At 38.7% G+C, this 25,212-nt stretch carries 26 protein-coding genes; 12 read left to right on the top strand and 14 right to left on the bottom strand.

Features of this window, described 5'->3' with window-relative positions; all coding sequences use genetic code 11:
• Positions 1–76: 76 nt before the first annotated feature.
• The gene (locus tag DZB84_RS17120; RefSeq protein ID WP_116353499.1) at positions 77–910 is read right to left on the bottom strand and encodes a basic amino acid ABC transporter substrate-binding protein; all 834 of its coding nucleotides are present in this window, start codon (positions 908–910) and stop codon (positions 77–79) included.
• Positions 911–1,153: 243 nt separating this feature from the next.
• Here DZB84_RS17120 and DZB84_RS17115 point away from each other — a divergent pair, with 243 nt between their 5' ends.
• From DZB84_RS17115 to DZB84_RS17105, 3 genes are all read left to right on the top strand, one after another.
• Positions 1,154–2,071, top strand: coding sequence for an ABC transporter permease subunit (locus DZB84_RS17115; RefSeq protein WP_116353498.1), 918 nt, complete (start codon positions 1,154–1,156; stop codon positions 2,069–2,071).
• 14 nt (positions 2,072–2,085) lie between these two features.
• Positions 2,086–2,982, top strand: coding sequence for an ABC transporter permease (locus tag DZB84_RS17110; RefSeq protein ID WP_116353497.1), 897 nt, complete (start codon positions 2,086–2,088; stop codon positions 2,980–2,982).
• A 76-nt stretch (positions 2,983–3,058) separates the two neighbouring features.
• Positions 3,059–3,403 (top strand): ASCH domain-containing protein, encoded by a 345-nt coding sequence (locus DZB84_RS17105; protein ID WP_116353496.1) that lies wholly within the window; start codon positions 3,059–3,061, stop codon positions 3,401–3,403.
• A 44-nt stretch (positions 3,404–3,447) separates the two neighbouring features.
• On the opposite strand, the gene DZB84_RS17100 is transcribed toward DZB84_RS17105, so the two are convergent.
• The gene (locus tag DZB84_RS17100) at positions 3,448–3,873 is read right to left on the bottom strand and encodes a YbaN family protein (protein WP_116353495.1); all 426 of its coding nucleotides are present in this window, start codon (positions 3,871–3,873) and stop codon (positions 3,448–3,450) included.
• A gap of 185 nt (positions 3,874–4,058) precedes the next feature.
• Between DZB84_RS17100 and DZB84_RS17095 the strand changes: the two genes are divergently transcribed.
• Positions 4,059–4,514: a DUF2269 family protein gene (locus tag DZB84_RS17095; protein WP_116353494.1), complete on the top strand. Its 456-nt coding sequence runs from the start codon at positions 4,059–4,061 to the stop codon at positions 4,512–4,514.
• A 26-nt stretch (positions 4,515–4,540) separates the two neighbouring features.
• Here DZB84_RS17095 and DZB84_RS17090 read toward each other — a convergent pair whose 3' ends face one another.
• The 3 genes from DZB84_RS17090 to DZB84_RS17080 form a co-directional block, all read right to left on the bottom strand.
• Positions 4,541–4,819, bottom strand: a complete 279-nt coding sequence (locus DZB84_RS17090) for a hypothetical protein (protein ID WP_116353493.1) — start codon at positions 4,817–4,819, stop codon at positions 4,541–4,543.
• Positions 4,820–5,411: 592 nt separating this feature from the next.
• The gene (scpC, locus tag DZB84_RS17085) at positions 5,412–6,923 is read right to left on the bottom strand and encodes a succinyl-CoA:acetate CoA-transferase ScpC (RefSeq protein WP_116353492.1); all 1,512 of its coding nucleotides are present in this window, start codon (positions 6,921–6,923) and stop codon (positions 5,412–5,414) included.
• A gap of 150 nt (positions 6,924–7,073) precedes the next feature.
• Entirely contained in the window at positions 7,074–7,718 is a 645-nt protein-coding gene (locus DZB84_RS17080) for a LytTR family DNA-binding domain-containing protein (RefSeq protein WP_116353491.1), read from the bottom strand.
• 163 nt (positions 7,719–7,881) lie between these two features.
• On the opposite strand from DZB84_RS17080, the gene DZB84_RS17075 reads away from it, so the two are divergent.
• Positions 7,882–8,358 (top strand): DinB family protein, encoded by a 477-nt coding sequence (locus tag DZB84_RS17075; RefSeq protein ID WP_116353490.1) that lies wholly within the window; start codon positions 7,882–7,884, stop codon positions 8,356–8,358.
• A gap of 274 nt (positions 8,359–8,632) precedes the next feature.
• On the opposite strand, the gene DZB84_RS17070 is transcribed toward DZB84_RS17075, so the two are convergent.
• Entirely contained in the window at positions 8,633–9,694 is a 1,062-nt protein-coding gene (locus DZB84_RS17070) for an AbrB family transcriptional regulator (RefSeq protein WP_223254489.1), read from the bottom strand.
• Between the two features lie 95 nt (positions 9,695–9,789).
• Here DZB84_RS17070 and DZB84_RS17065 point away from each other — a divergent pair, with 95 nt between their 5' ends.
• The 3 genes from DZB84_RS17065 (at position 9,790) to DZB84_RS17055 (ending at position 13,028) form a co-directional block, all read left to right on the top strand.
• Positions 9,790–10,209: an acyl-CoA thioesterase gene (locus DZB84_RS17065; RefSeq protein WP_116353489.1), complete on the top strand. Its 420-nt coding sequence runs from the start codon at positions 9,790–9,792 to the stop codon at positions 10,207–10,209.
• 368 nt (positions 10,210–10,577) lie between these two features.
• Entirely contained in the window at positions 10,578–11,726 is a 1,149-nt protein-coding gene (locus DZB84_RS17060; protein WP_116353488.1) for a coiled-coil domain-containing protein, read from the top strand.
• A 144-nt stretch (positions 11,727–11,870) separates the two neighbouring features.
• Positions 11,871–13,028, top strand: a complete 1,158-nt coding sequence (locus DZB84_RS17055; RefSeq protein WP_116353487.1) for an MFS transporter — start codon at positions 11,871–11,873, stop codon at positions 13,026–13,028.
• 71 nt (positions 13,029–13,099) lie between these two features.
• On the opposite strand, the gene DZB84_RS17050 is transcribed toward DZB84_RS17055, so the two are convergent.
• On the bottom strand, positions 13,100–14,029 hold the full coding sequence (locus DZB84_RS17050; RefSeq protein WP_116353486.1) for an ATP-grasp domain-containing protein: 930 nt from the start codon (positions 14,027–14,029) through the stop codon (positions 13,100–13,102).
• Positions 14,030–14,225: 196 nt separating this feature from the next.
• Between DZB84_RS17050 and DZB84_RS17045 the strand changes: the two genes are divergently transcribed.
• Complete coding sequence (locus tag DZB84_RS17045; RefSeq protein WP_411266274.1) at positions 14,226–15,602, top strand: Glu/Leu/Phe/Val family dehydrogenase; 1,377 nt, start codon at positions 14,226–14,228, stop codon at positions 15,600–15,602.
• A 144-nt stretch (positions 15,603–15,746) separates the two neighbouring features.
• Here the strand turns inward: DZB84_RS17045 and DZB84_RS17040 are convergent, their stop codons facing one another.
• Positions 15,747–17,450, bottom strand: a complete 1,704-nt coding sequence (locus DZB84_RS17040; protein WP_189655287.1) for a DUF2207 domain-containing protein — start codon at positions 17,448–17,450, stop codon at positions 15,747–15,749.
• A 95-nt stretch (positions 17,451–17,545) separates the two neighbouring features.
• Here DZB84_RS17040 and DZB84_RS17035 point away from each other — a divergent pair, with 95 nt between their 5' ends.
• The gene (locus DZB84_RS17035; RefSeq protein WP_116353483.1) at positions 17,546–18,334 is read left to right on the top strand and encodes an HAD family hydrolase; all 789 of its coding nucleotides are present in this window, start codon (positions 17,546–17,548) and stop codon (positions 18,332–18,334) included.
• Between the two features lie 28 nt (positions 18,335–18,362).
• Here the strand turns inward: DZB84_RS17035 and DZB84_RS17030 are convergent, their stop codons facing one another.
• The gene (locus tag DZB84_RS17030) at positions 18,363–18,692 is read right to left on the bottom strand and encodes a hypothetical protein (RefSeq protein ID WP_116353482.1); all 330 of its coding nucleotides are present in this window, start codon (positions 18,690–18,692) and stop codon (positions 18,363–18,365) included.
• 393 nt (positions 18,693–19,085) lie between these two features.
• Positions 19,086–19,598, bottom strand: a complete 513-nt coding sequence (locus tag DZB84_RS17025) for a YbaK/EbsC family protein (protein ID WP_116353481.1) — start codon at positions 19,596–19,598, stop codon at positions 19,086–19,088.
• A gap of 285 nt (positions 19,599–19,883) precedes the next feature.
• On the opposite strand from DZB84_RS17025, the gene DZB84_RS17020 reads away from it, so the two are divergent.
• A complete protein-coding gene (locus tag DZB84_RS17020; RefSeq protein ID WP_116353480.1) occupies positions 19,884–20,870 on the top strand; it encodes a GGDEF domain-containing protein in 987 nt (328 codons plus the stop codon).
• Between the two features lie 16 nt (positions 20,871–20,886).
• On the opposite strand, the gene DZB84_RS17015 is transcribed toward DZB84_RS17020, so the two are convergent.
• The 4 genes from DZB84_RS17015 to DZB84_RS17000 all read right to left on the bottom strand — a co-directional run bounded on the left by DZB84_RS17015 (position 20,887) and on the right by DZB84_RS17000 (position 24,517).
• The gene (locus tag DZB84_RS17015) at positions 20,887–21,759 is read right to left on the bottom strand and encodes an EAL domain-containing protein (RefSeq protein ID WP_116353479.1); all 873 of its coding nucleotides are present in this window, start codon (positions 21,757–21,759) and stop codon (positions 20,887–20,889) included.
• Positions 21,760–21,890: 131 nt separating this feature from the next.
• Positions 21,891–22,598: a YwmB family TATA-box binding protein gene (locus DZB84_RS17010; RefSeq protein ID WP_116353478.1), complete on the bottom strand. Its 708-nt coding sequence runs from the start codon at positions 22,596–22,598 to the stop codon at positions 21,891–21,893.
• Positions 22,599–22,691: 93 nt separating this feature from the next.
• Complete coding sequence (locus tag DZB84_RS17005) at positions 22,692–23,573, bottom strand: ABC transporter permease (RefSeq protein WP_189655286.1); 882 nt, start codon at positions 23,571–23,573, stop codon at positions 22,692–22,694.
• Positions 23,570–24,517: an ABC transporter permease subunit gene (locus DZB84_RS17000; RefSeq protein ID WP_116353476.1), complete on the bottom strand. Its 948-nt coding sequence runs from the start codon at positions 24,515–24,517 to the stop codon at positions 23,570–23,572. Before DZB84_RS17000 ends, DZB84_RS17005 begins: the two co-directional genes overlap by 4 nt.
• A gap of 155 nt (positions 24,518–24,672) precedes the next feature.
• On the opposite strand from DZB84_RS17000, the gene DZB84_RS16995 reads away from it, so the two are divergent.
• Positions 24,673–25,065: a cytosolic protein gene (locus tag DZB84_RS16995; RefSeq protein ID WP_116353475.1), complete on the top strand. Its 393-nt coding sequence runs from the start codon at positions 24,673–24,675 to the stop codon at positions 25,063–25,065.
• The last annotated feature ends 147 nt before the right edge of the window (positions 25,066–25,212 follow it).

Raw genomic sequence — 25,212 nt, 5'->3', positions numbered from 1 at the left:
TGCGTCCCCCTGTATGATTAAATTATAAAGTCAAAAATTGCGTAACACGTTGTGTCGTTACGCAATTTTGTTCTCCTTATTTTGAGGCTTCTTGTTCTGCCTTAAGAGCTTCTAAATCTGGCTCTGTACCAAACCATTCTTTATAAATTTCTGTGTATTTTCCGCTTTCGATAACTGCTTCAATTGCCTTATCAAAATCGGCTTTTAAGTCGTCACTGCCCTTAGGGAACATCATTCCATAAAACTCCGCATCAAACGTATCTTTGTCTCCAACAACCTTTAGGTTTTTGTCTGGGTTTTGCGCGGCATAGTATTCAATAACACCGTTATCGGCTACAACCGCATCCGCACCGCCGCTATCAAGCTCAAGGATGGCTAGGTTATTATTTTCAAAAGCTTTAATATCAGGGTGCTTTTCACCTAATACCTTTTCAACCGCAAAATGACCAGTTGTAGAAGCTTGAACCGCTACCTTTTTCCCCTTTAGATCTTCAGCCGTTTTGATGTCGCTATCTTCTGGAATCATGATTTTGTTTGTTGATAAGAAGAAAGGTATCGTAAATAGATATTCCTTTTCACGGTCTTCAGTAATTGAAATGGATGATATCGCCATGTCATAGGACCCTTTGTTTAATTCAACGAAAATGGGATCCCAACCAGTATGTTTGATATCGAGTTCGTAACCTGCTTCCTCAGCTACAGCTTTTAGAACATCGATTTCAAAACCAACAATTTTGTCCCCCTCCATGAACTCGAATGGAGCATAGGCCGCATCTGTCATGACCTTAAGTGTTTTTTTACCTGCGTCTTCTCCATCTTTTTCTCCGCCTGTCCCACTCGTATCACTCGTTCCACAGGCTGCTAAGAATAGAAAAGCAAGCAGAATTGAAAAAACCGTTACTTTTTTCACGTATGTAACCCCTTTCTATTTTTACAAAATTTAAACAATTCATTTTTTTACTATATTAGCACATTGATAGTCTAAAAGAAACATTGAATTGACAATTCCCCACTATCTACGCCTTACTCCTTATATTTTATGAACCTCAATCAGGACGTTAGAACTAAACCAATCGACAAAAATCGGGTGACATGGGCTTGAATTTCGAATATATTTAGAATAGTAGGTATTTTCGAAAAGAGAGGTGTTATTGTGGGGGTTGTCAAGGAGTTCGGGAAGATTTTTGCGATCTATTTGTGTGTGTTCTTATGTGTATTTTTATTTGTTCTTTTCCCTCGCGAACCTAGCATTGAAATGGATGGTAAGGCGATGACAGTTGTGTATTCCTATCATTTTAATTTGAAGGAATATGCTACAAATGTAGGTACGTTTTTAAAGAATGTATATGAGAATAAGAGTCTTGGAGGCACGAAGTTTGCGACTTTATCAGCCGAGGATGAAATCGCGAAATTTTTCCCAAGAAGCCTCAAGATTATCTTGATTGGATATATTCTTAGCATTGTGTTCGGGGTATTAAAGGGGATACTGGATTACCGGTTTACGAATACGAAAAAAAGCTTTCTAGGAAGTGGCGCCACCTGGTTTTTATCGGGGGTACCTGACTTTTTTATCACCATCTGTTTAAGCTATTTTATTCTATTATATATTCCTGATTTTAGCATCATGGGTACCGAGGCCTGGTGGAAGTTTATTGCACCTAGTATTCTTATCTCCATTGCGCCAATGCTGTATGTTGCGAGAATAACATCTGTTTCCCTGCTTACCCAGGATCGGGAACCATATATTCAGGTAGCCTTCGCTAAAGGCTTTACAAAAAATAGAGTTCTCCTTAACCATATGATGAGATCATGTTTCATCACGGTTTCAAGTCATCTGCAATCGATTATGGTATTTGTTCTATCAAACTTATTGGTTGTCGAATATTTACTAGGTTATCAGGGCGCTGCTTATCGGTTATTTACTGCAATTGGCTACACAAATTTTATCCCACCAGGTGGCGGGGCCGATGAACGTGGTTTAATCATTGGGATTTGTATAAGCTTTCTTATGATGGTGATGGTTGCCCATATTATTAGTCAAGTCATCAAAATGAGATTGGATCCGAAATAAGGGGGTGTCCTAAGTTGAATCGAAATTGGTTTTTAATCACTGGCTTAATTATGTTGGGTATCTTACTTCTTGTTACGTTTGCGGGACCTCATTTGCCATATGTAAAAGAAGGTATTGAAGAAGGAAGAATTCGTTTCTTAGATGGTGGAAAGAACTTGCTTAAAGCACCATTTACCCCTGAACAGCAGCCTCCTTTTGGGTCAGACCATGAAGGAAGAGACTTGTTAAGTGTTTTAATTGTTGGCGCAAAGGACACGTTGAAAATCATAATAGGAATTGTTGTCCTACGCTACCTAATTGCGATCCCGCTTGGGTTACTCGCTACCAGAAAAAACAATCCGATTTCCTGGATTGTTACAACTTGGAATAATGTCTTTTCAAGTATTCCAATCATTTTTTCTGCGTTGCTTTTATTAGCCATACCAGCACTTGTTATGAACGATAACAGGTTATGGTGGTCAGTTTTACTTTTAGCATTAATTGAGGTTGGAAAAGTAAGTCATATCATTCGTGAGGAAACACAACGAATTGTAAGAAAACCTTATATTGAGGCTGGAATTACCGTAGGAATCTCCCCGCTTAGACTTGCTTTAGGGAATATTTTACCGAATACATATCCAGCAATTATGGTTAATTTCTTCATTGATATCGGAAGAACCTGCTTATTAATTGCGCAGCTTGGCATTTTTGGCGTGTTCCTTTCCCAAGTGTTTGTTCAAACGAATTATGGTGTTGGGGAAATGATTAACACAAGTCTAAATTGGCCAACCTTACTCGGGCAAGCTAAAAAAGACATGCTCAGTTCCATTTGGATCCCATTTTGGACATGTATAGCAATCTCCTTTACAATGTTTACATTCACCATTTTAGGGGAAGGCTTAAGAAGGTATTTTGACCGAAAGACAGCCTAATTGACACACTGTTATAATGAAAGGTGAATGGTAAGAAAATCATTCGTTCATAACGTGAATCGAAAGGAGCTAGGAAATGACTACACCTAATAACGAACTACCAGCTAAAACATGTTCGATTGAACGCCTTGTCACAATGGAATCAGACATCAAAAAGGTTCTTGAGGGTAAAAAAACAGCTACACGTAGAAATGGCAGATATGCAGATGTTGGGGAAATTATGACCCTTGAAGGTCAATCATTTAGAATTGACCACGTATACGAGCAATCCCTTGGAGAGCTCACAGATGAGGACGCAAAAAGAGAAGGCTTCAATACGGTTGATGAATATAAAGAATCGATTCTATCATACCATCCGGGGATGCCATGGCTCCCTCAGATGAAAGTGTGGGTCCATGAGTTTAGCAAGCTAGAGGATTAACAAAAAACCCTTGTCATCGCTATGATTGACAAGGGTTTTAACGTTTATTTATGGCTTGTTTTTTCAACAAGTCCCTGTTCATGTATCGCACTTATTTCTGGTGCCACAGTTTTTATTTTTGTGATGAAGTAGTAGTATTTATAAATAACAACCGCGACTAACAGTAGTTTTACAGCAATGCTATCAAGAATTATAAATGGAACTGCAATCATCGCATCTGCGGTTAATAGAATCGTTAACTTCTGTCGTAGCGTCATTTCACGTCGCTTCACAAAGCCTTCTAAATACTTTTTATATAAGCTAGTGCTTTTAAACCAACGATCAAAACGGTCCGATCCCTTTACAAAAAAGAAGGAAGCAAGCAGTAACAGGGGCGTTGTTGGGATGAGTGGCAGCACAATGCCTACTGCTCCAAGACCCAAAAAAAGAAAACCTAAGACAATATATAAAAATTTCTTGATTTTGTTCATCAATATTGCCCCCCTTTCTTTACTTTCTAAAACCTTTTCTATTATATCACGTATTTCTTACTGGAAACCCACTGTCACAAAATAGTAAGATAATGATTGGAGAATTGTGAGGTACATCACTTGTTTTTTTTAGTAAAGTGCTATCATTAGTAGTGAAATATGTTGTGAATGGGGGTTTCCATCGAGTGGATGTCATTTATCAAGTACTTGTTTTCATACATATTTTTTCAGCCATCCTTGGAATGGGACCTGGCTTTATTTTAACAACCGTTGTGAAGTCGGGAGACACAATGACTGAACTTCGACATTCTTACGCAATCAGACATAAACTCCATATTTTTGTCATGATTGGAGGTATTCTCCTGCTTGTGACCGGTCTTTTAATGGGGGCAATCAATCCGTATTTATTTAAAATGGGGTGGTACGTAACAAGTTTACTGCTCTTTCTTGTTGCGTTGGCAATGGGGCCATTTGCTCTTACGCCTAAATCAAAACCAGTAAAAGCGTTATTGGAATCACATCAAGGGGAAGACATTCCTGCAGAATACTATCCTTTGGCAAAGGCTTTATTTAGAGTGGAGCATATTGAGAACACAATCTTTTTGATTGTCATAGCGTTAATGATTTTGAAGCCTTTTTAAAAAATTATTACTAAATCCCCATCCATTCACGGGTGGGGATTTTCTTCGATTGTTTGTTTCTTTTTAAATGGGAATGATACTTCTTGTGTGAGTAGGCTAATGATCATGACGACTCCAACAAGTAAGGATATGAAGATCCAAAAATTGATCCCGAAACCAACAAGCTTATAGGCACCTTCATAGTAGTTTACGTCCGGGCGATTGATATTGGATGATATGATTGCAGCCGTAATGTGTTTTGTGGCATATAAAAAGGCCGACACCGCGATGAAAAAGCAGCCAACAAATGCCTTGATTTGCTTCATTTTACCCCTCTTCCCTATTCACTTTTTGTTAATCGTATCATGATTGCAAGTGGTGGGACATATTACTTTTGACCTAGATTATTGGGGGATGGAGAGCTAGAGATGTTTTGGGTGGCTGGATCCTAGGCTTATCGGACCTCGACTTAAGGGGCTTATCATGACCGAATTCTTTTCATTGTTACTATGAAGAGGAAAAGGTGCGTGGAAGCCGCGACAAATCCTTTTCGGCCGGTTGATGAAAGGGAAATGAAGCATGAAACTCCTGCCCAATCCTCTTCATCGGGTCAATGAACGGGAATCGATGCGGGAAACCTGCTCCTAATCCTTTTCATCTCGTCAATGAATGGGAATCGATGCAGGAAACTCCTGCCTAATCCTCTTCATCACGCCAATGAACGGGAATCGATGCGGGAAACCTCCTCCTAATCCTCTTCATCACGTCAATGAACGGGAATTGAAGCAAGGAATCACTGCCTAATCCTCTTCATCGCTTCATTGAAAAGGAATCAAAACAAAGTTCTCATACCCAATCCCTTTCATCGCCCACCAAAAAAGCCGCATAAAGAATTTCTTCTTTATACGGCTACTAATTTCACGCTTCCACTAATTCCTTTTGCAACATAGTGCCTGTTTGGGCAAAGTTTGTGTGCCACGAGAATGCTTTTTCTAGCACGTGAGGTGTTTGCCCCCCTCTTGTTAGAGCTTCTTCATAGTATTCACGTAGCTGCTGTTTGTACATTGGATGTGCACAGTTTTCGATGAGCAATTCTACACGTTCTCTTGGTGCAAGGCCCCGTAAATCTGCATATCCTTGCTCTGTAACGATGACATCTACATCATGCTCTGTATGGTCGACATGGGAAACGAATGGAACAATACTTGAAATCTTTCCGCCTTTGGCAATAGACTTCGTCACAAAAATCGCTAGGCGAGCGTTTCGAGCAAAGTCACCAGACCCACCAATTCCGTTCATCATCTTTGTACCAAGCACATGTGTTGAATTCACGTTTCCGTAAATATCAAGTTCTAACGCCGTGTTAATGGAAATTAATCCGAGACGGCGAATGATTTCAGGATGATTTGAAATCTCCTGAGGTCTCATGATCAATCGGTCACGATATTTGTCAAAGTTCGAAAATACCTTTTTCATTTTCTCTTCTGATAGAGTGATTGAACAGCAGGAAGCAAAGTTTACTTTGCCGGCATCCATTAAGTCAAATACCGCATCCTGTAGTACCTCAGAATAGACCTCTAAATCCGTAAACTCCGAATCAAGCATACCGTGAAGAACCGCGTTTGCTACAGAGCCAATACCAGATTGTAAAGGTGCAAGCTTCTCAGTTAAACGTCCTGCTTCAACTTCTTTACGTAAAAATGTTAATAGATGCTGTGCCATTATTTCTGTTTCTTCATCAGGTGGTACGATTGTTGAAGGTGAATCAGTTTGCTCTGTAAACACAATTCCTTTTATTTTTTCAACATCCACTTTAATTCCAAGTAAGCCAATTCGGTCGTCTGACTTTGTTAAAGGAATCGGCTCTCTCTCTCCTTGCTTACCAGGTGCATATAAATCATGAACTCCCTCGAGCTCTGGTGTTTGCGCAAGATTGATTTCAATGATAATTGATTTAGCATGCTGAGCAAAAGTTAATGAGTTTCCGATCGAAGTTGTTGGAATGATTAAACCATCTTCTTTTACCGCAACCGCTTCCAAAATTGCGATATCGACATCCATCACATCTGAACGTATTAATTCTGATGTATGTGATAAGTGTTGGTCTACAAATAAGAAGTCCCCTTGGTTAATTCCCTTCCTCATTGTTGGATCAGCCTGGAACGGTAAACGCTTACCTAAAATTCCTGCTTCTGCAAATAATTTATCAACATCAGAGCCTAATGATGCTCCTGTATAAACATTGACTTTTAATGGTTCGGTCTCAGCACGTTTCACAAGCGCAAATGGAACCGCTTTCACATCACCCGCACGTGTAAAGCCACTAAGTCCTAACGTCATACCGTCCTCGATCCATTCTGCCGCTTCTTCCGGTGTAACAACACGGTCATGCAGACGGGCATCCTTAATGCGATCTAGTTTGTTATTCATTTCTCCCATCCCCTTTATGAAATTGAATATTAAGATAATTTTACATGGAATCGCTATATGATTAGGGATTTCTGGAGTAAAGAACAATAAAATCCGATAAAAAAGAAGAACAAATCCCTAAAGCAGCAGATTTGTTCTTTTTCTAGAAAATTAGAACCCTAATAGTTTTCGAAAATAGCTAGAATAGTTTTGACTAACTGGAACTCGTGCTCCATTGTTCATTTCTAGGACGAACGTCGAATGGGTATCAGGGTGAATTTCTTTTATTTGATTGACATTCACGATAAACGACCGGTGGCATCGGATAAAAGAGTCCTTTGGCAACGTATATTCGAATTCCTGTAAGGAGTACTTATGTGTTCCGGAGAAGTCGTTTGTGTATACATGGGTCTTCTTATCCTTCGCCTCCAGATACAGACATTCAGAAAATGGAATGGGAATCCAGCCATCTTGAGATTTCACGGTCACAACCGATTTTCCATCTGTTAAGGCTGGGTAGATTGCTGTGACACATCCCTCTAACTCATTACCGTGAAAAAAAGGTACAGCCATTCCATGATAAGGTATACCAAATACATCCCGATTAATAAATTCGGAAGCCTTTTGTTTGGAGGTAATCGCTTTATAGGCGATAGTCCCCTCTTTTACCTTATCACCTGGTTTTATTTTAAGATCAATACGTTTACTTGGTCGATAATAGACATATTCCTTTGTATTTGAAACCGCTATCGAAATTTCGTCTGAGAACAATTCCCCAATCACGTCTAAGAGTGAGCCAATTGTTATATCCTTCACCTTCAACATCCTTTGTCGTATAAATCTAGTATTTTATTCTATTTTACAGGTAATTGAAGGATTAAACATCATCTTTACAAAAATTCATGTCAATGCGTTTAAAATGGTTTTTACATGTGCATGAAGTATAATGGTAGTAACCATATTTTTAGGAGGAATACATATGTACCATACAATTGACGAATTTGTTCAAGATTGGCAATACGAAGGCGGAGCAACACAAAAAATTTTAGATGCTTTAACCGATGAATCCTTGTCTCAAGCGGTTGCACCTGGACACCGTACATTAGGTGAACTAGCATGGCATGTTGTGACTTCACTCCATCATATTATTTCATTAACTGGACTCCAGTTTGAAGGTGCAAACGGTGAGGCAGTCCCAGCTTCTGCAAAAGAAATTGCTGATGGCTATCGAAAAACGAATGAAAATTTTATTTCTGCATTGAAAGATCAATGGAATGACGAAAGCTTAAAAGAAGTAGCGGATATCTTTGGTCAACAAATGCCAAAAGGGGCAACGCTAAAAATGGTGAATACCCACCAAATTCACCACCGTGGACAAATGACAATCCTTATGCGTCAAGCAGAATTGAAGGTTCCTGGTGTTTACGGTCCTTCAAAAGAGGAATGGGGAGCTTAATTTATTCGCATGAAAGGAGCCATTTTGATATGGCTCCTTTTTTGCTTTCATACACTATTTTAGTTGACATAATATTTTTTAATCAAACGTTTGTTTAGCGTCCTGTCCCTTGGTACACATGGGTTTCAATTTTCAATCAAGCGTTTGTTTGAATTTTTGCTTACAAAACAATAGAGTTGAAGCGTTTTTTAATCAAACGCTTGTTTAAAGTGCCCCCCTTGATCTGTAAAGGATACATACTTCAATTAAACGTTTGTTTGAATCCCTGTTTTCATCATGCGGCAGCTTTTTCCTTCCTAGTAAACATCCATTTTAAAAAGCTTGGAACAAGTAATATGATGAATAATAGACGGATGAGTTGTAGTGAACTTACGACAGCTGGATCTGCTCCTATTGCTGTAGCCGTTAACACCATCTCTACTAACCCACCTGGCGCCAAACTTAGAAGTGCTGTTGGTAAATCCAAGTCTGAGAAAATAGCAAAGACATAACCTAATCCAAATGATATTGCTAGCAAAAACACTGTAAGTACAAAATAAACTCCACAATATTTTCCACCAATCTTTAAATCTCTCAAATTGATATTATTCCCCATCCTCATCCCAACCGTAATTTGGGCAAGAATCAAAAACCATGGTGGGATACTTGGCAGACCTACTCCTGCGACACCAAGGATCGCCGTAACTGCAAGTGGGCCAATGACATAAGCAGCTGGCAACTTATCTCGAAGGAACCACCCTACCAATAGCGCTAATCCAAACCATACATATGCGTAGAACGGAACACTGCTGATATTTTTTGTTACCTCAAATGCATTTCCTGCACCCGCAATGAACCAGTGGGTTACAATAAACGGAACCATAAACACGACCGTTAGCAAGCGCACCGTTTGAAATATGGTCACCATTGCTGAATTTGCTATTAACGAATGGCTTGCCGCTACCATCTCTGAAAGTCCCCCAGGAATCGATCCGAAAACGCTTGTCATCGGGTCAATTTTAATAAAACGGGTCACAAAAATACTATTTAGAACGCTAACTGTTAATAGCAAAATGGTCGTGAATAAAAACGGGATGATATAAGGATATACGATAATAAAGGTTTCCTTTGTAAAGGATAATCCAAAGTAGATTCCTAATGTTGCAAGTCCAAGGTTATATAATCTCGTTGATACAACCATTTTTTGATGAGTAATCGCTTTGTATAAAATCATGAACGTCATTGGTCCGAGTATCCATGGGATTGGAAAATGTAATAAATAGAACAACATGCCTCCAACACTCGCAACTATATAAGACTGTAAAATCCCCTTCATTTGTGTAAAATTCATTTTCATGTACGACCTTTCTATATTATCAGTCTTTTACTATCCATTATGCAGGAAAAGAACCTGCTTTGCAGAATATACTCTTTAAAAAGGAGGTATCCCACATGGAACATTTTAAATTCTCACATACCATTCGCGTCCGATATTCTGAAATCGATGGACAAAAAATTGTATTTAATGCGCATTATCTTACATATATCGATATCGGCTTTACTGAGTACATGCGTGAAATACTAAGTCCAGATTGGCTCACAAATCCTCAATCATCCCATTTTGAGCCGGTCCTTGTTAAAAGCACGATTGAGTACAAAAAACCAGCCTTGCTCGATGACTTACTAAAGGTGTATGTTCGTGTTAAAAAAGTAGGAAGTTCTAGCCTTACCCTCGAAACCATTATTAAACGCGATGACGATATTCTAGTCGAATCCGAAACGGTACAGGTAAATTACAACAATGTTACAAAAAAGGCAGCACCTATTCCTAATCACTTAAAAAATAGAATCAAAGAGTTTGAAGGGATATAGGCCTGAATTCAAGACGCTAATTGATCCATACTTTTCAATCTAATCTTTTTTAGCGTCTTATCCCACCCCTTTTTTGCCCCCTTAATGCCATTCTATAGTAGGAATGATGACCCTCTCACCCGACCAAAGTAGGAGAATTCCACTGCAATCTATCAGATGAAATTACGTTTATTACAAATTTATTTCGACATTAAAAGTGAGGTTCCTTTATTACAATCCTTTATTCTATTGGGTTTTGAAACATTACAATTTTAACAAAATGTAACAATTTCGCGACAAATGGAGAAATTCATAGAAATATATGATAATATGGGATAGTAAAAACTACGTAATAGACTAAGTAGATTAGTAAGAAAGTAGGAATAATTTTGAAAAAGACACTCGTAACCTTAAGCGCCACTTTAATGATAAGTGCCTTTTCTCCATATGTGATACAAACTAGTGCAAATACGATAAGTACACTTCAAAGTGATCTTTCTGAAACACAAACTGCTTTGAAAGAATTAAACGCACAAATTGCAAAAGTTGACCAAGCAATTGAAGATAACCGTAAAATGATCGCTCAAACTGAAGAGGAAATCAAAAAGTCTGAAGCACAAGTACATACTCTTCAAGCTGAGATTGACCAACTCGAAAAAGAAATTGAAGCACGTAATGAGATTCTTAAAGAGCGTGCTCGCATGATGCAGGAATCTGGTGGAACAATCAGCTACCTAGATGTCATTTTTGGTGCTCAAAACTTCTCAGATTTTATTAATCGTGTTAGTGCAGTCTCTACCATTATGCAGGCTGATCAAAAAATAATCGACGAACAAGCGGAAGCTATCAATCTAGTAAAAGAAAAACAAGATACCATTCAAGAAACGTTAACTTCTTTAAATAGTAAGAAAGAAGAATTGGTAGCCATGCAGGGTCAAATTGAAGACCAAAAAGCTCAAAACGATGCATTAAAGGCTTCCTTGCAATCAAAAGAACAAAAAACATTAGCTGATATCGAAGACCTTCGTGCAAGTATGATTGCAGCTACACCTGCTGTTACTACTACATCAACTAATTCGACATCAACATCATCATCTACACCAACTGCATCTGCTCCTGCAGTACCAACTTCAACACCAAAGGTAACAGGATCAATCAGTACCGTCATTAACGCGGGATATAAATACATCGGTAACTCCGTATATGTATTTGGTGGTGGAAGAAGTGCTTATGACATTGCAAACGGTCGTTTTGACTGTTCAGGCTTTGTACACTGGGCATTCTCACAAGCTGGAGTAAGTGTTGGTGCTAGCACGGATTCACTGAAAAACCAAGGTACAGCCGTTTCAGTCAGCGACATGAAACCTGGTGACCTAGTATTCTTTAATACGTATAAAACGGATGGTCACGTTGGAATTTACATCGGTGGGGGTAAATTTATTGGATCTCAATCCTCTACAGGTGTTGCTATTGCTGATATGACTTCTGGATATTGGAAAAATACTTTTAACGGTCGTGTAAAACGTATAATGAACTAATTAAAATTAGACCGAATAAAGCATCTTCATTTTGAAGGTGCTTTTTTTGTTAACTTTTTTATAACTTCCCCCTTCAACGACTCGCAAATTGTTGTCATTTAATTTATTATAGGAAGGTAAGCTATCATACTGGAGTGACATAATTTGGATACAAAAAAAGCGTTACCGATTCTTTTTGCCGTTATGTTTTTGGTTTATGTCGGGTTCGGAATCATTATTCCTGTTATCCCCTTTTATGCAGAAGACCTTGGTGCTTCACCAACTGAATTAGGTCTACTCATGGCTGTCTATTCCTTAATGCAATTCTTGTTTGCACCCATGTGGGGAAGAATTTCAGACCGGATTGGACGTAAGCCAGTTATCATGATTGGTATTTTTGGCCTTGCCGTTTCATTCTTTTTAATGGCCTTATCTACAGAGCTATGGATGTTGTTTGCAGCTAGAATCATCGGGGGCTTCCTTTCAGCCGCAAATATGCCAACCGTCATGGCGTATGCTGCCGATATTACCTCTGATGAAGACCGTGGAAAAGGAATGGGCGTCATTGGTGCATCGATTGGTCTTGGATTTATTTTTGGACCAGCGATTGGTGGCATTTTTTCTAAAACGGACTTACAAATGCCTTTTTATATAGCCGGAACCTTATCTTTAATAACTTTCTTCCTAGTGATGTTCGTTCTTAAAGAATCATTGCCAAAAGAGGAAAGGCACGAAACAGAGAGAAAAAGAACGAGTCTCTTAAAAGCAGTCAACGGCCCGGAATCTGTTCTGTTTTTTCTTTCACTCTTTATCACATTATCTCTGTCTGGTCTTGAGGCCACCTTTGCCTATTTTGCCGCGGAAAAAGCTGGCTTAGGGACAACTGAACTCGGTTATATTTTTATGATTATGGGGCTCGCCGGAGCGATCGTACAAGGTGGGCTAGTTGGAAGATTGACCAAGCGTTTCGGTGAAGGCTTTGTCATCCAAATCGGGATATTCGTGTCTGCAATAGGTTTCTTCCTTATTTTATTCACGAAAAACTTCCTGACCGCCGCAATATTCCTGACAGTCTTCGGAGTTGGAAATGGCGTTATTCGCCCTGCAGTATCCGCTTTATTAACGAAACGTTCCAAGACTGGTCATGGAAGTGTTACGGGATTATTGTCTTCCTTCGATTCACTTGGAAGAATTCTCGGACCAATTCTAGGTGGCTTGCTCTACTCAGTCTCAGTTGGTTTACCTTATATCTCAGGTATATTCCTATCAGCCATCGCGTATATTTTATTTAAAATTTATACGGTAAAAGCAAACAAAGGGTAGCATTAGAGCTACCCTTTGTTTCTCTTTAATTGAAAAATAACAAAGAACCAGTGGAACCGTCCCTGTGTTACTTACAGAGCTTCTCCGAGAAATTTTGCAAGTTCTAGCATTCCGTATTTGCCTGCTTTGGCTTCGGCATCGGAGTTGTAGTTTGTGTTTGTGTTAACGTCATAGGTGAATACTTCACCGGCGGCATTTTTTATAAATTCAATTCCAGCTACATCGATTTTTACAGCTTTTAGAAAAGCTTCATACCGCTTTATTAATTCTTGGTCAACGTCTTCTGTTATTTCAAACTTAGGACGAACTTCTACCTCTTCCCCAATTGGGCAAAACAGATCACCAATTTGACAAGCATCTGCCGGGCAAAGCTCAAACCCTTCAGAAGTATCAACCCGTACAGAATACACGTATTTTCCACCAACAAACTCTGCTCTTGTAATATAGGATTCTGGTGATTGGATATACTCCTGAATGAGTGTAATTCCATCAACCGGCTCTTCGAATCCGGGACTGTTCACGTATGCTTTCAATGATTCCACAGTTTGAAATAATTGAACGCCAAGCCCCTTTCCTGCTCGATTATGTTTTGTGATAAATGGTGTAGTTCCTAGTCTTTCTGCTGCTTCAATAATTTGTTCACGGCCGACTGCCCCGATTGTTTTCGGAGTGCGAATCCCATTTGCTTCAAGCGCTGTGTATTGTTTTATTTTACTAAGCTCTAAACGCAATGCATTACTTCCATTAAAAACCGTACGACCATGGTATTCAAGCCAGTCTAATATCCCCCCGGTTAACTCGGGAGCGAATCGGTGGTCCCTTGTGTGTGAGGAGGCACTCATTCGATTGTAGAACACTCCCTCGGGTGGCTCGGACGTCAAATCAATAATGCCCTTATCAAGATGCCAAGCCTCGTATGGAAGCTGCAACTCATCTAATCGTTTTGTTAAATGAACAGTCCACTCATCATTTTCATGGATAATATATATTTTTTTAGACATAGTTCGGCCTCCCAAATCCCTATTAATCTGATATGTATTATCATATTTGAATAAATAAAGAAGTGCAAACAAAAAGAACTTGGGACGGGGGGACAGGTCCATCGTCCCATCAGCGGTAAACATATGATAGGACACAGAACTTGTTCACATGTTACAATTTAATTGGAAACACTTTCAAGCATAAGGAGGAATGGAATTGAATAAAACAAAGCAAATCGTCCAAAAGTCTTTAGATGCATTAATGAAAGATGACACGTTTATTCCAGAGTTAACAGGAAAAACCCGGGAGCAAACTTTTACCTCACTAGCCTCCATACTTTCAACTCCAAATCATGTACATAAGTCCTTTTTAAGAATCCCGTTAGAAAAAGGCCAGGTGGTTCGAATTCCAGCCTATCGCGTACAGCATAATAATGCTTTAGGTCCTTATAAGGGCGGAATCCGTTTCCACGAAACAGTCAATGAGGATGAAGTAATCAATCTTGCATCCCTGATGACATTAAAAAATGCACTCCATGATGTTCCTTTTGGTGGCGGAAAAGGCGGACTTGTGGTCAATCCTAGAACGCTATCCGAAAAAGAACTTCATTTGATTTGTCAGAAGTATGTTCGTTACTTTGCCGACAGTCTTGGTCCAGATAAAGATATCCCTGCACCAGATGTGGGTTCAGGCGAACGTGAGATGGACTGGATGATGGCCGAATATAAAAGTATCCGACCCGGTACACCATATCGTGGTAGTTTTACCGGAAAGAGCGTTGTCAACGGTGGTTCTTTAGGAAGACGGGAAGCAACCGGGAAAGGTGTCTATTTTACCTTTCGTTATCTGTTTCACGATTTTCTCCAGAACCAAAAAAATCTTCTTACTAAAACCGATAGCATCTATGCAAAAGTAGTTGCAAAAGTTGAAAATAAGCCAATGACTCTGGCTGTTCAAGGCTTTGGAAATGTTGGTTCAGTTGCGGCTTTAGAAGCGTATCAATGTTCTTATCTTCAAAATAAAGTTGTCGCAGTTAGTGACCGAAATGTTACTTTATTTAACGAGGACGGTTTAAATATTCCGGGCCTCATTAAATTCACAAAAGGCAACAAGGGTGATCTTCCTGTATCAGGCGAGGAGTTGACGATTGCTGGAGTAAAGGCAGACATACTAGACAGAGAAGCCATCCTTTACCTGGACGTGGACTGTCTTATCCTAGCTGCGTTAGAGGATCAAATTCGCACGGACAATATGGAACAAATTAAAGCACCGATCATTGTAGAGGGTGCGAATGCTCCTATTACAAGTGATGCAGACGACTATTTAAGTACAAAAGGTGTCCTCATTATCCCAGACATCCTTGCAAATGCAGGTGGGGTAATCGTGTCCTATTTAGAATGGTTACAAGGCCGCGAAACCCAATTTTATTCAGAGGAAGAAGTTTTTAGTCAACTGTTTAAGAAAATGAAAGGAACATTGGATTCTATTTTACCGGCATTCTTCGGCGATTCCTTCACATTACGACAAAATTGTTATATTCAATCTGTCATGAGACTTTCAACTGTATTGTATCGTCAGGGAAAATTGTATTAATGATAGTTAAAGCGGAAGCCTGCTCGGCTTCCGTTTTTAATTTGCTTATGAAGGTTTTTCCGATGCTATCAGTTTTGCTATATGTCCTTCATCTGGCATACATACAGGGGTGATTAGACACCAGTTCTCCCCCATCTCTATCAACTAAAAAGCCCCTGATCCGCCTCCGCCACCACCTGTTCCGCCGCCACTACTGCTACTTGAACTGCTGCCGGTTCCAATGGAATCATTCGCAGATTCAAATTGAGCCGAGGCGTTTGGACCTACGTACCCGAAAGAATAAACTGAATACGGGTAAAAACCTCCACTTTCGTAACGATAAGGTTTGTTAAGAGCGAATATCAGATCTTCATTTTGCTTCATCATCCCTTTGTCTCCCGTACCAAGCCCGTAGATATAGGCGCGCATCTGGTCATCCTCTGACCACTTTTTCCATTCATCAGGTGATAAAGCCTTATAGCTATCTTTAAACATTAGCCATTCATGCAATATCCTAAGTCCCTCGCTATTTTTTGGGCGGTAGGCTATCAAGTAAATAATGACTCCGCCAAACAAGACCAATGTTAAGACAAACCATGAAAATAACTCATACATTGGGAACAAGAATAGAAATGGAACTAGCACAATGCTTAATAGCCCTAGGAATAATTTGAATTTTGACTTATCCTCATAGAGAAAGTGTTCCTTCACCTCATTACGAACAGCCTCTCCCCATTTCATTTGGAAACTTGAGTATTTTCCGGAGTTCTTTTTGTTTTTTGAGTAGGTCTGGAGGTCTGAAAAGTCAAACACACCATTTTGACCTATTTTTTCAAATAACCACTCCATTAAGATCTCCTCATGTGGCAAAGCCGCGTCCTGATCCATGAGCTGAAACTTTTCATCAGAAACCTGCCTTACCTTCTTCTTCCTAACCAAATCCAATAACGCTGCGGCCATTGATTGCCCTTGTGGTAGATAGTTATGATTTGTAAAGACTATGGTTGCCGGTAAACTCATCACCTGCTTTGGAGGTGCACCCGCATGTGCCATTTCCCTTTTTACTGCTGCAAGTTTTGCTCTTCCTTCAAGGCGATTTCGAACAATTATCACTATAAAGAGTAAAGCAAAAATCGGAACTAACACAATTGCAACCTTTGAAAGAGTTTCTTTCGTCTCAGCCCTTTCCTGTGCTTTTATCAGCAGTTCATTCTTATCATTTAAAATTTCCTCTTTCATCGGCTTATCAGCAGTAACATAATTCGCCCCCGAGAATAATTCAACATCATAGGCAACGCGAATATCCCCATTTGTTTCACTTGGAACCTCTCCAAAATGAAACACGACCGAGCCATCAGATTGAACCGATTCCGTTTGAAAAGCCTCATCATAACCAAATGCGATCACATCGCTCGTTGATTGAGGTGGGTGAACGGTAATGACTAGATTCTCATAGGTTGATTCATTCCTATTGTCAAAAAACGGCCAATAAAATTGTGCTACATCTTTATAAATTTCTACCCCACTCATAATCGTGTAGGTGAGTGTGACAGTAATTGTCTCATCCTTCCCCTTACGATGAATTTTATAAAGGTCGTCTTCCTTTTCAACTCGCAACTCTTTCCCATTTTCAGATGCGGAAAAGTCCTTTATCGAACTCCCCTTTTTCGGAATAACGGTTCGGGTAATCCCGTTAAATTCACCATCGAATTCGTATGTATGGGCTTCGGTTACTTGAACAGTCCCATCATCTTGCAGAAATGCGTCCATTTTCACATCATTGATCCAATAATCGACCGCAAGTCCTTGAATCGGAAAAATAAAAATAAATACGACTAAAAAAATGAGGCCACCAATCTTTGCTCGCATGTCCGTCCCTCCTTCATACCTACTTATACGAATAAACACGCTAACAGGTTTCAAACTAACCAACATGGTATACTATTACAAAAAGGAGAAAATAAATGCCTGATATAAAAATTGTTTTTCTTGATATAGATGGAACGATTTTACGCCCCGACGATACAATCGAACAATCAACAAAAAATGCAGTTGCTCAGCTTAAAGCTAAAGGGATTGAGGTATTTCTTGCAACCGGCAGACCCCTTCATGAAATTACTGATATTGGTGATGAACTTTCGATTTCATCCTACATCGCCTACAACGGGGCGTTTGCCGTGCATAATGAGGAGACACTCTTTAACGAACCTCTTCCACCTAGCTTAGTTGACAACCTATTAAAAACGTCAAAGGAAAATAACTTTGATATTGTCCTGTACTCTAAAAATAAAAATATTTTCACTAGCATGGAATCAGAGATAGTAAAAGAGTTCATCAAGACTTTCCATCTAAAAAAGAATGCATTGTATGATAACATGAACAAAGAAGACATTTTGGGTTCAACCATTATCACTACTCAGGAACATGCAGAAGTGAAGTTCAAACATATCCCTGAAATTCATCTTTCTTCTGTAAATGTGGAAGGTATGAAAAACTGCCGTGATGTGATTCGTGAGAAGGTCAACAAAGGGGTTGCGGTTAAAGCCGTATTGGCTGCCCTCCAGCTTTCACCTGAACATGCAGCAGCATTTGGAGATGGCATGAATGATAAAGAAATGCTATCAGCAGTAGGTTCCGGATTTGCAATGGGGAACGCTAATCCTGATTTGTTTTCCTATGCCAAATATAAAACAACAGACGTTGAGAATTCCGGTGTATTCAGCGGATTAAAATCGATAGGACTAGTGGAATAAGTAAAAGAGCTTGCATTCAAGCTCTTTTTCATTTTGTAATCGTATGGGATGCGATGATATCTCCATCATCAATCACATCAAAAATTTCAAAAAATCGATAAGTAGGCTTTTCACTCGTATATTTTTGTAACACTTCTTCTAATTTAGGAGAGATTACCTTATGGGCGGCCTCAGCATCTTCCTTCGTATCCCAATAATTTACTACTCTATATTCACCAGAGGAATCATCAAAAAAATAGACATTCCCTCTAAATCCCATTAAGCTTCTACTTTCTTTATCCAATTCTTTTGTTAGCCTCTCTGCGATTAGTCTCTGTCCAGTTCCTAATGTATATTGAACCAACCTTGCATGAAACATCTGAAACCCTCCTATATTTTTTATTCTATCTGGGCTTACATAGCAGAATATGTTAGGTGGGTTAGATTTGTTCCAATCAAACTTTGCATGTGCTCGGTATTCAATTCAAGCTTTCCAAGGAAACGGATTGGGACACATAGGCGGTTGAGCGAGATGATGGGGATTTCTTAAGATCTACAGACACGATTTCCTCTTCATAGCCTTGATGAAAAGGAACTCTCAAGGTCTACAGACACGGTTTCCTCTTCATAGCCTCGATGAAGAGGATTTCCAAGGTCCTACCTAACCGTTTTCCTCTTCATAACCTCGCCGAAGATTATTTCTCAGGATCCAGGGGCTAGTTCATTGCCCTGTAACATATGGTGGGACGACGGACCTGTCCCTCAGACCCACTTATTCGTTATGTACCGCTACCTTATCCTTGGCATCTTCCGTTTGCCATCCTTTGCACACGTCTACCCATTCCTTTGCTTCCGCATACTGGAATAACTCATCACATGTTAATTCAATTGCTGAGTTGATGCTGCCACACGCAGGAAACACGGTTGTAAAACGCTTCAAAGACTCATCTAGATACACGTCAAGTTCATTTGCAAGTCCAAACGGGCATACGCCGCCAATTACATGTCCAGTTTGCTCGACCACTTCGTCGGCGGATAGCATTCTAGCCTTAAACCCAAAGGTATGACGGAACTTTTTATTATCAATCTTTGCATCACCCGCTGCGACGACTAAGATGGCTGTATCTCCCTCTCCGCGAAAAGATAAGGTTTTCGCAATCCTCTCAGGAGCAACACCGATTGTTTCAGCAGCCTGATCAACTGTTGCACTGACTGTTTCGAACTCCATAACATCCTTTTCACGGTTCCATTTTTTAAAATGCTCTTTTACACTCTCAAGTGACATTATGTTCATCCTTTCTTCGAAGTTTATTCATTCTATTAATTTAACACAAGATTTAAAAAAGTCATAAAAAAGTACTCATACCTTCGCTTGTAAACAAGCCCGTACAAACTTTATTTTTATTAACAACTATTTGAAAATTAATACACTATTTACAAAACATTAACGTTGTTACATTAAATTATTAATAGGAGACTGATAATCTAATTATAGGTAATTGGTATTATTTCTCTATTCCTATTAAAATTAGCAACTAGAAAAATAATAGTATAGGAGATGGACTGTTAAATGGACATTGTGATTGGAGAAATTGCGAAAGAAAGCTTCATAGTGTCTCCTTCAACAAAATGTGAGGAAGTTTATACGATATTCGAAAAAGAGACTGCTATCGAGGGAATCGTTGTTTGCTCGGATCAAAAACCGGTAGGGCTGGTAATGAAAACTCACTTTTTTCAAAGGCTCTCCATCAAATATGGATTTGACCTCTTTATGAAACGAACGATTGATTTAGTCATGGATCAAGAAATTTTAATAGTAGATTATCATTTATCTTTAACAGAAGTAAGTTCTCTGGCAATGAATCGAAAATTGGAGCATTTATATGATGTCGTCATTGTTACAAAGGGAAACGCCTTATTTGGAACCGTTAGTATTCGTGAACTCATTATGAAACTTGCGGAAATTCAGATTAGAAATGCACGCTATTCTAACCCATTAACCGGATTACCCGGTAACAATGTGATCAAAGAAACATTAATAGAGGTCCTAACCTATAAAAGATTTAGTGTGTTATATATCGATATTGATTCCTTTAAAGCCTTCAACGATACATACGGATTTTCAAAGGGTGACGAATTAATCAAAGAAACAGCAATGATTCTTACCGATGTCGTCATGACCACTGAAAATGAGCCCTCCTTTATTGGACATATTGGTGGAGACGATTTCATTGCAACTATACCACATCATCACTATCAATCCATTTGCGAAAGTATTATTGCACAATTTGCTGACTCACTAAAGATTTTCTATACACAGGATGATCTTAGCAAGGGATATGTATCTGGCGTAAGTAGGCAAGGTGTCTTCGAAAAGTTACCATTGGCAAGTATCTCAATTGCAGTCATTCAAAACAGCAAGCGGCCCATTACATCCCTCGAACAATTAAGCTTGGAATCAGCAAAAGTAAAAAGCTACTGCAAAACAACAAAAAATAGCATCTATCTTACCTTAGACGATTATGAACAACAAACAAAAGAGAAGACTCTTTTTTAAACAAGGGTCTTCTCTTTTATAAAGTTAACGCTAATTGATGATGCTTATTTACTTGAGGCATGCTTCCTTGTTGCAGTTCTGGCATTGGTCTGCCAAGTGCATACCCCTGTCCAAAATGGACGCCCAGATTTTGCAAAAACTCAAGTTCATCATCAGTTTCAATGCCTTCCGCAATAATTTTCGTTCCTACCTGCATTGCATATTTTACCAATAGTCTTACTAAATGCTGGTTTTCACGGTGACAGTGAATATTGCGTATAAGTGACTTATCAAGCTTAATAAATTCAGGCTTAAGGTATACAAGGGTCTGTAAGCTGTTATATCCAGTCCCCGCATCATCAACCGCGATTCGAAAGCCTTGCTGTCGATAATGCTCAATCAATTCTTTAAATTGATGATAATTTTTGACCGATTGTTTTTCTGTTAACTCAAGTACAATTTGATTTGGGGATAGATTATGCTTTTCAAGTAATTCCATCGTGATTCCACTCCGCCAACATGGGTCTGCCAATACCTGAGTTTGGATATTAAGAAACACAAGTGGATTCCTAGATTCATTTTGTTTTTTTATCTGTTCAGCAAATCGTTCAATAGAAAGATTGCGTAAGAACTGTTCTACCATAACCACATAAGAGCTTTCTCCTACATAGTCATAAAAGGTTTCGGTTGTTGGAAAATGCACGGTACTTTCAGGTCTGTTCAATACTTCAAAGCCTTCAGTAGAGCCTTCCTTAAGTGAGAGGATAGGTTGAAACATGGTTGTTACTTTTGACTTATGCATGAGAACTTTAAGTTCTTCTTCCCGTTTGTATTCTTGGTATAATGTGGCCCTTTTGTTTTTTAAAAAAGCAAGAAAGTGTATAAAGTTGCGTAAATGATTTGTCTCCATGGGCTCCTACCTTTGTACATAATTAACAATGATGTCTATTTTTATTATAAAGTCTGCACTTTCATTGGAACGATAAGATTATGTAAAGTTTTCGTAAAGAAAAAAGGACTTGGAATTCCAAGCCCTCAATTTTAATATTCCGTTGTAATAATCGGTGTTCCAATTGTCACATCGATTTCTTCATTCTCTATGTCCGCTCTTAGACCAACCTGCAGGTTAATTTTTTCTTGTTTCGCCGTCATTAACTCCGATTCAAAAACTTTCGAATAGGCTGATACAGAAACAAATGCATCTTCCTGAAGCTGCTCAACCACTTTTGCCTGTGCATCTTCAACGATTTTTTCCGCAACCAAGGTTAATTTGTTTTTTGAAGACATTACACCTGATATGGAATAAAAAGTTTTGCTGTCCTCGAAGGTTTCGCTAACCCAGTTTATTTGCTCTGGAGTGAGCTTTTTGCCTTTTACTTCTTTGGTAACTGCAATTTCGTATTTTCCACCTAATTTATACGCTTTTAGTTTAATCGACTCAATGATTCCGTGTTCATTCTCTTTCTTCCCTTGCCATACATAATGGCTATTGTCTTCTTTAAGAACATTTTTCCAGCTATATGAATCATGAATGCTCATGAATTGGTCAATTTGATGTTGCATATCCTTTAGATCATTTGCTTGTCCGACCTTGCCTCGTGATAAAGCCATCCAAGATGAAATTTCAACGTTATTTTTGTCCGCAACTTCTTTTATATCTCCAAGATCATTTCCTTGAGTAGCTTCATTATTTGAAAAAAAACCAGCTAGTATTCCAAATGATAGGATTAATGCAATTGTCATCTTCATCCGTCTCTCACCTCTTTAAGAAGGATAGCCAAGGTTTTTCATATCTATACCTCAAAACTATCATTCTTGTAAAATACGGATGAACCCCCTCATTTATTTCTTATTTGTTTTCTTGACTAGCCCGTTTCCAATTAAATAAAACGATAGAACTGTGATGGAAATTAAGAAAATAGCACTGAATGGAATGATTTTCACACCCCACATGTCATTTAGAATGGTCGAAAGTACCAATGGCCAGGAATCCGAAGTGTTTACGGCATAAATGGCACCTGATGCATCATTTTCGAATGCCACACTAATAAAAATCCCAACAATCCCAAGCTGGGCAATGAGAAACAAAGTACGTCCTAACTCATTTGCAATCAGTGTTATGAGTTGAGGTTTCATATTTGGGTAGAAATAACGTTGTGATAAACGAAACGGAGAACCGCCCGCAACAACGCCCGCTTCATAATAAGGCTTAGCGGCAATATCACTCACATATTTAAAAATGACATCTCCTACTCTACCAACCTCAATTAATGCCAAAACAAGGATAAACCAAAACGGTCGGTTCGGTGAGTATAAAAAGAAAGGGATCCCTACAATCATGACAAGCAGCAAAATAGAGGGAATATATGAAAATAGCTGATGCCAAACCTGTAATACCATTTTAAGAAGGCGTGAATAAAAGGCTCCCATCCCCAAAAATGCCCCAAGCAGCATCCGGATGATTACTACGCTAAAAATAATAAGAAGTGTTTCTCTGGTCCCAATGACAAGTCTACTTAACAAATCAACACCTTTTCGGTCACTTCCTAACAGGAATTCCTTCGATGGTGAAAACGGTGGTGTTACCATTGTTCCATCTTCATATTTTAGGTATAAATGCTCCGTTAAATCTTCATCAACAAACGGAAGATAAGGTCCAAAAATAGCGATCATTATGATAAAACTTAAAATAATTGTTCCAATTGTAAGAGATGGATTCTTCATGCTTCTTTTCCTTTCGGTGATACCAAATGACTTAGCCATAGAAAAAACAAATTCGATAGCAGGATGATGAGGGTAAACACTAACACAAATCCCACTGCACTATTGGTATTCATATGAAAACTAGTTCCTTCTACAAACCTTCTTGGGGCTGCGATTGCCTTGTAAAAATAAAAGGCAGCTCCACGATAGTTTGTAAGAAATTCGACTATAAATAAATTGGATAGGACATATAAAGTCATCGTATTGCTATTTACGTTGATTTTCTGTAATGCGTTTTTCAACATATGTAACGTTATCGTTTTAAAGCGAGAAATCCCTTTTGACTTTGCTGTTCTTATGTAATCCTTCGTTTCCTCTTCAAAAAGACTCGTAAATGTAATATTAGCGATTAGAAATAAAGGATACAGGGCTAAAAATAGAATACACACAATGACGTTTTCGAGCTTTTCATGTCCATATAAATCTATATGTGGGAATAATCCAATTTCATATAAAAACATAAGTAAGAGCTGGAGCCCAATCATAAAGAAGAGGTCTGGAACGGATAACATAAACCACGTCATGCCACTCCCCACGCCAGTCTTTTTGTTTTTTAGTAAATAATCTATAACCCCTTTTATGATTCCTAAAAAAAAACCAATGAATATAGCTGGAATGATAAGTAAAAGACTTCTTCCTGACGTTTTTAACACATGAGACTCAACTGTATCTCCATCAGAATAAAAACCTAAACCATGATTTTCTTTTAGAAATGCAAAAAAGTCTTTTATATTGCCAACATGTTGCTCCACACTATAGTCATATACAATTTTATGTATATCTCCATATTTACTAGTTTCAAATATGACATCTCGTGGAATAAAGATAATGATTAAAAGCAAAACGGTTGAAATACACCACAATCCGAGTTGCTTAAATACCTTGTTTAAAAGTGAAGTTTTCATAGATTTTTTCGTTCCTTTTACAAAAATTAGAAATATACATAAAGTCTACTAAATTACGAATAGTTTAACAACTATATTGAAATAATTTTTTACCTATTTGATTTTGTTTGCTTTTTTCTGTACATTCTATAGATGATACCAAGGAGGTGTAATCAATGAAGTCAATTTCTGTTTCGTTTCATAAGGAAGATGCAGTTGAAGCAATGAAAGTCGATATTCTTGAAGAAGAGGATTTTAATCGAGTAACAGAAGGTGGTACACGACACCTATTTGAGCTAGATACGAATATTGGTTTTTTTGTCTTTTTCGATGGTGAAGATGCCGAAGGGAACATCCATTACCTTGCTCTCCAATATGAAGAAGAAAGTGAAGATCCATCCTACTGTTTTGAATTCGAGCTTAAGGATTTTTATGAATTTATGGCATTGTATCTCAATGACCTCGAGTTCTCAGATGAAGAATCAGAGGGCGAAGAGCAAGAATATGGACCAATCCATCACCTTGCCCACCTGCTTTACCATATCGTGGAAGACGCAAAACAAGCGTAGGAACATGAGGGACCACAACGTTGATGTGCACCCCAAAAGTTAGACGAATAATTCTAACTTTTGGGGTGTTTTTTGTGGTCAAATATGATGAAGGATTTAAGCAAAATGTAGTTGACGCTTATTTAGCAGGTGAAGGTGGATATGCTT

Origin of the sequence: Bacillus sp. HNG (genome assembly GCF_003400205.1) — a bacterium.
Classification (GTDB): Bacteria; Bacillota; Bacilli; order Bacillales; family Bacillaceae_L; genus Ferdinandcohnia.
Note: the sequence above shows the minus strand (reverse complement) of the source record. Positions and strands in the feature narration are given on the sequence as shown.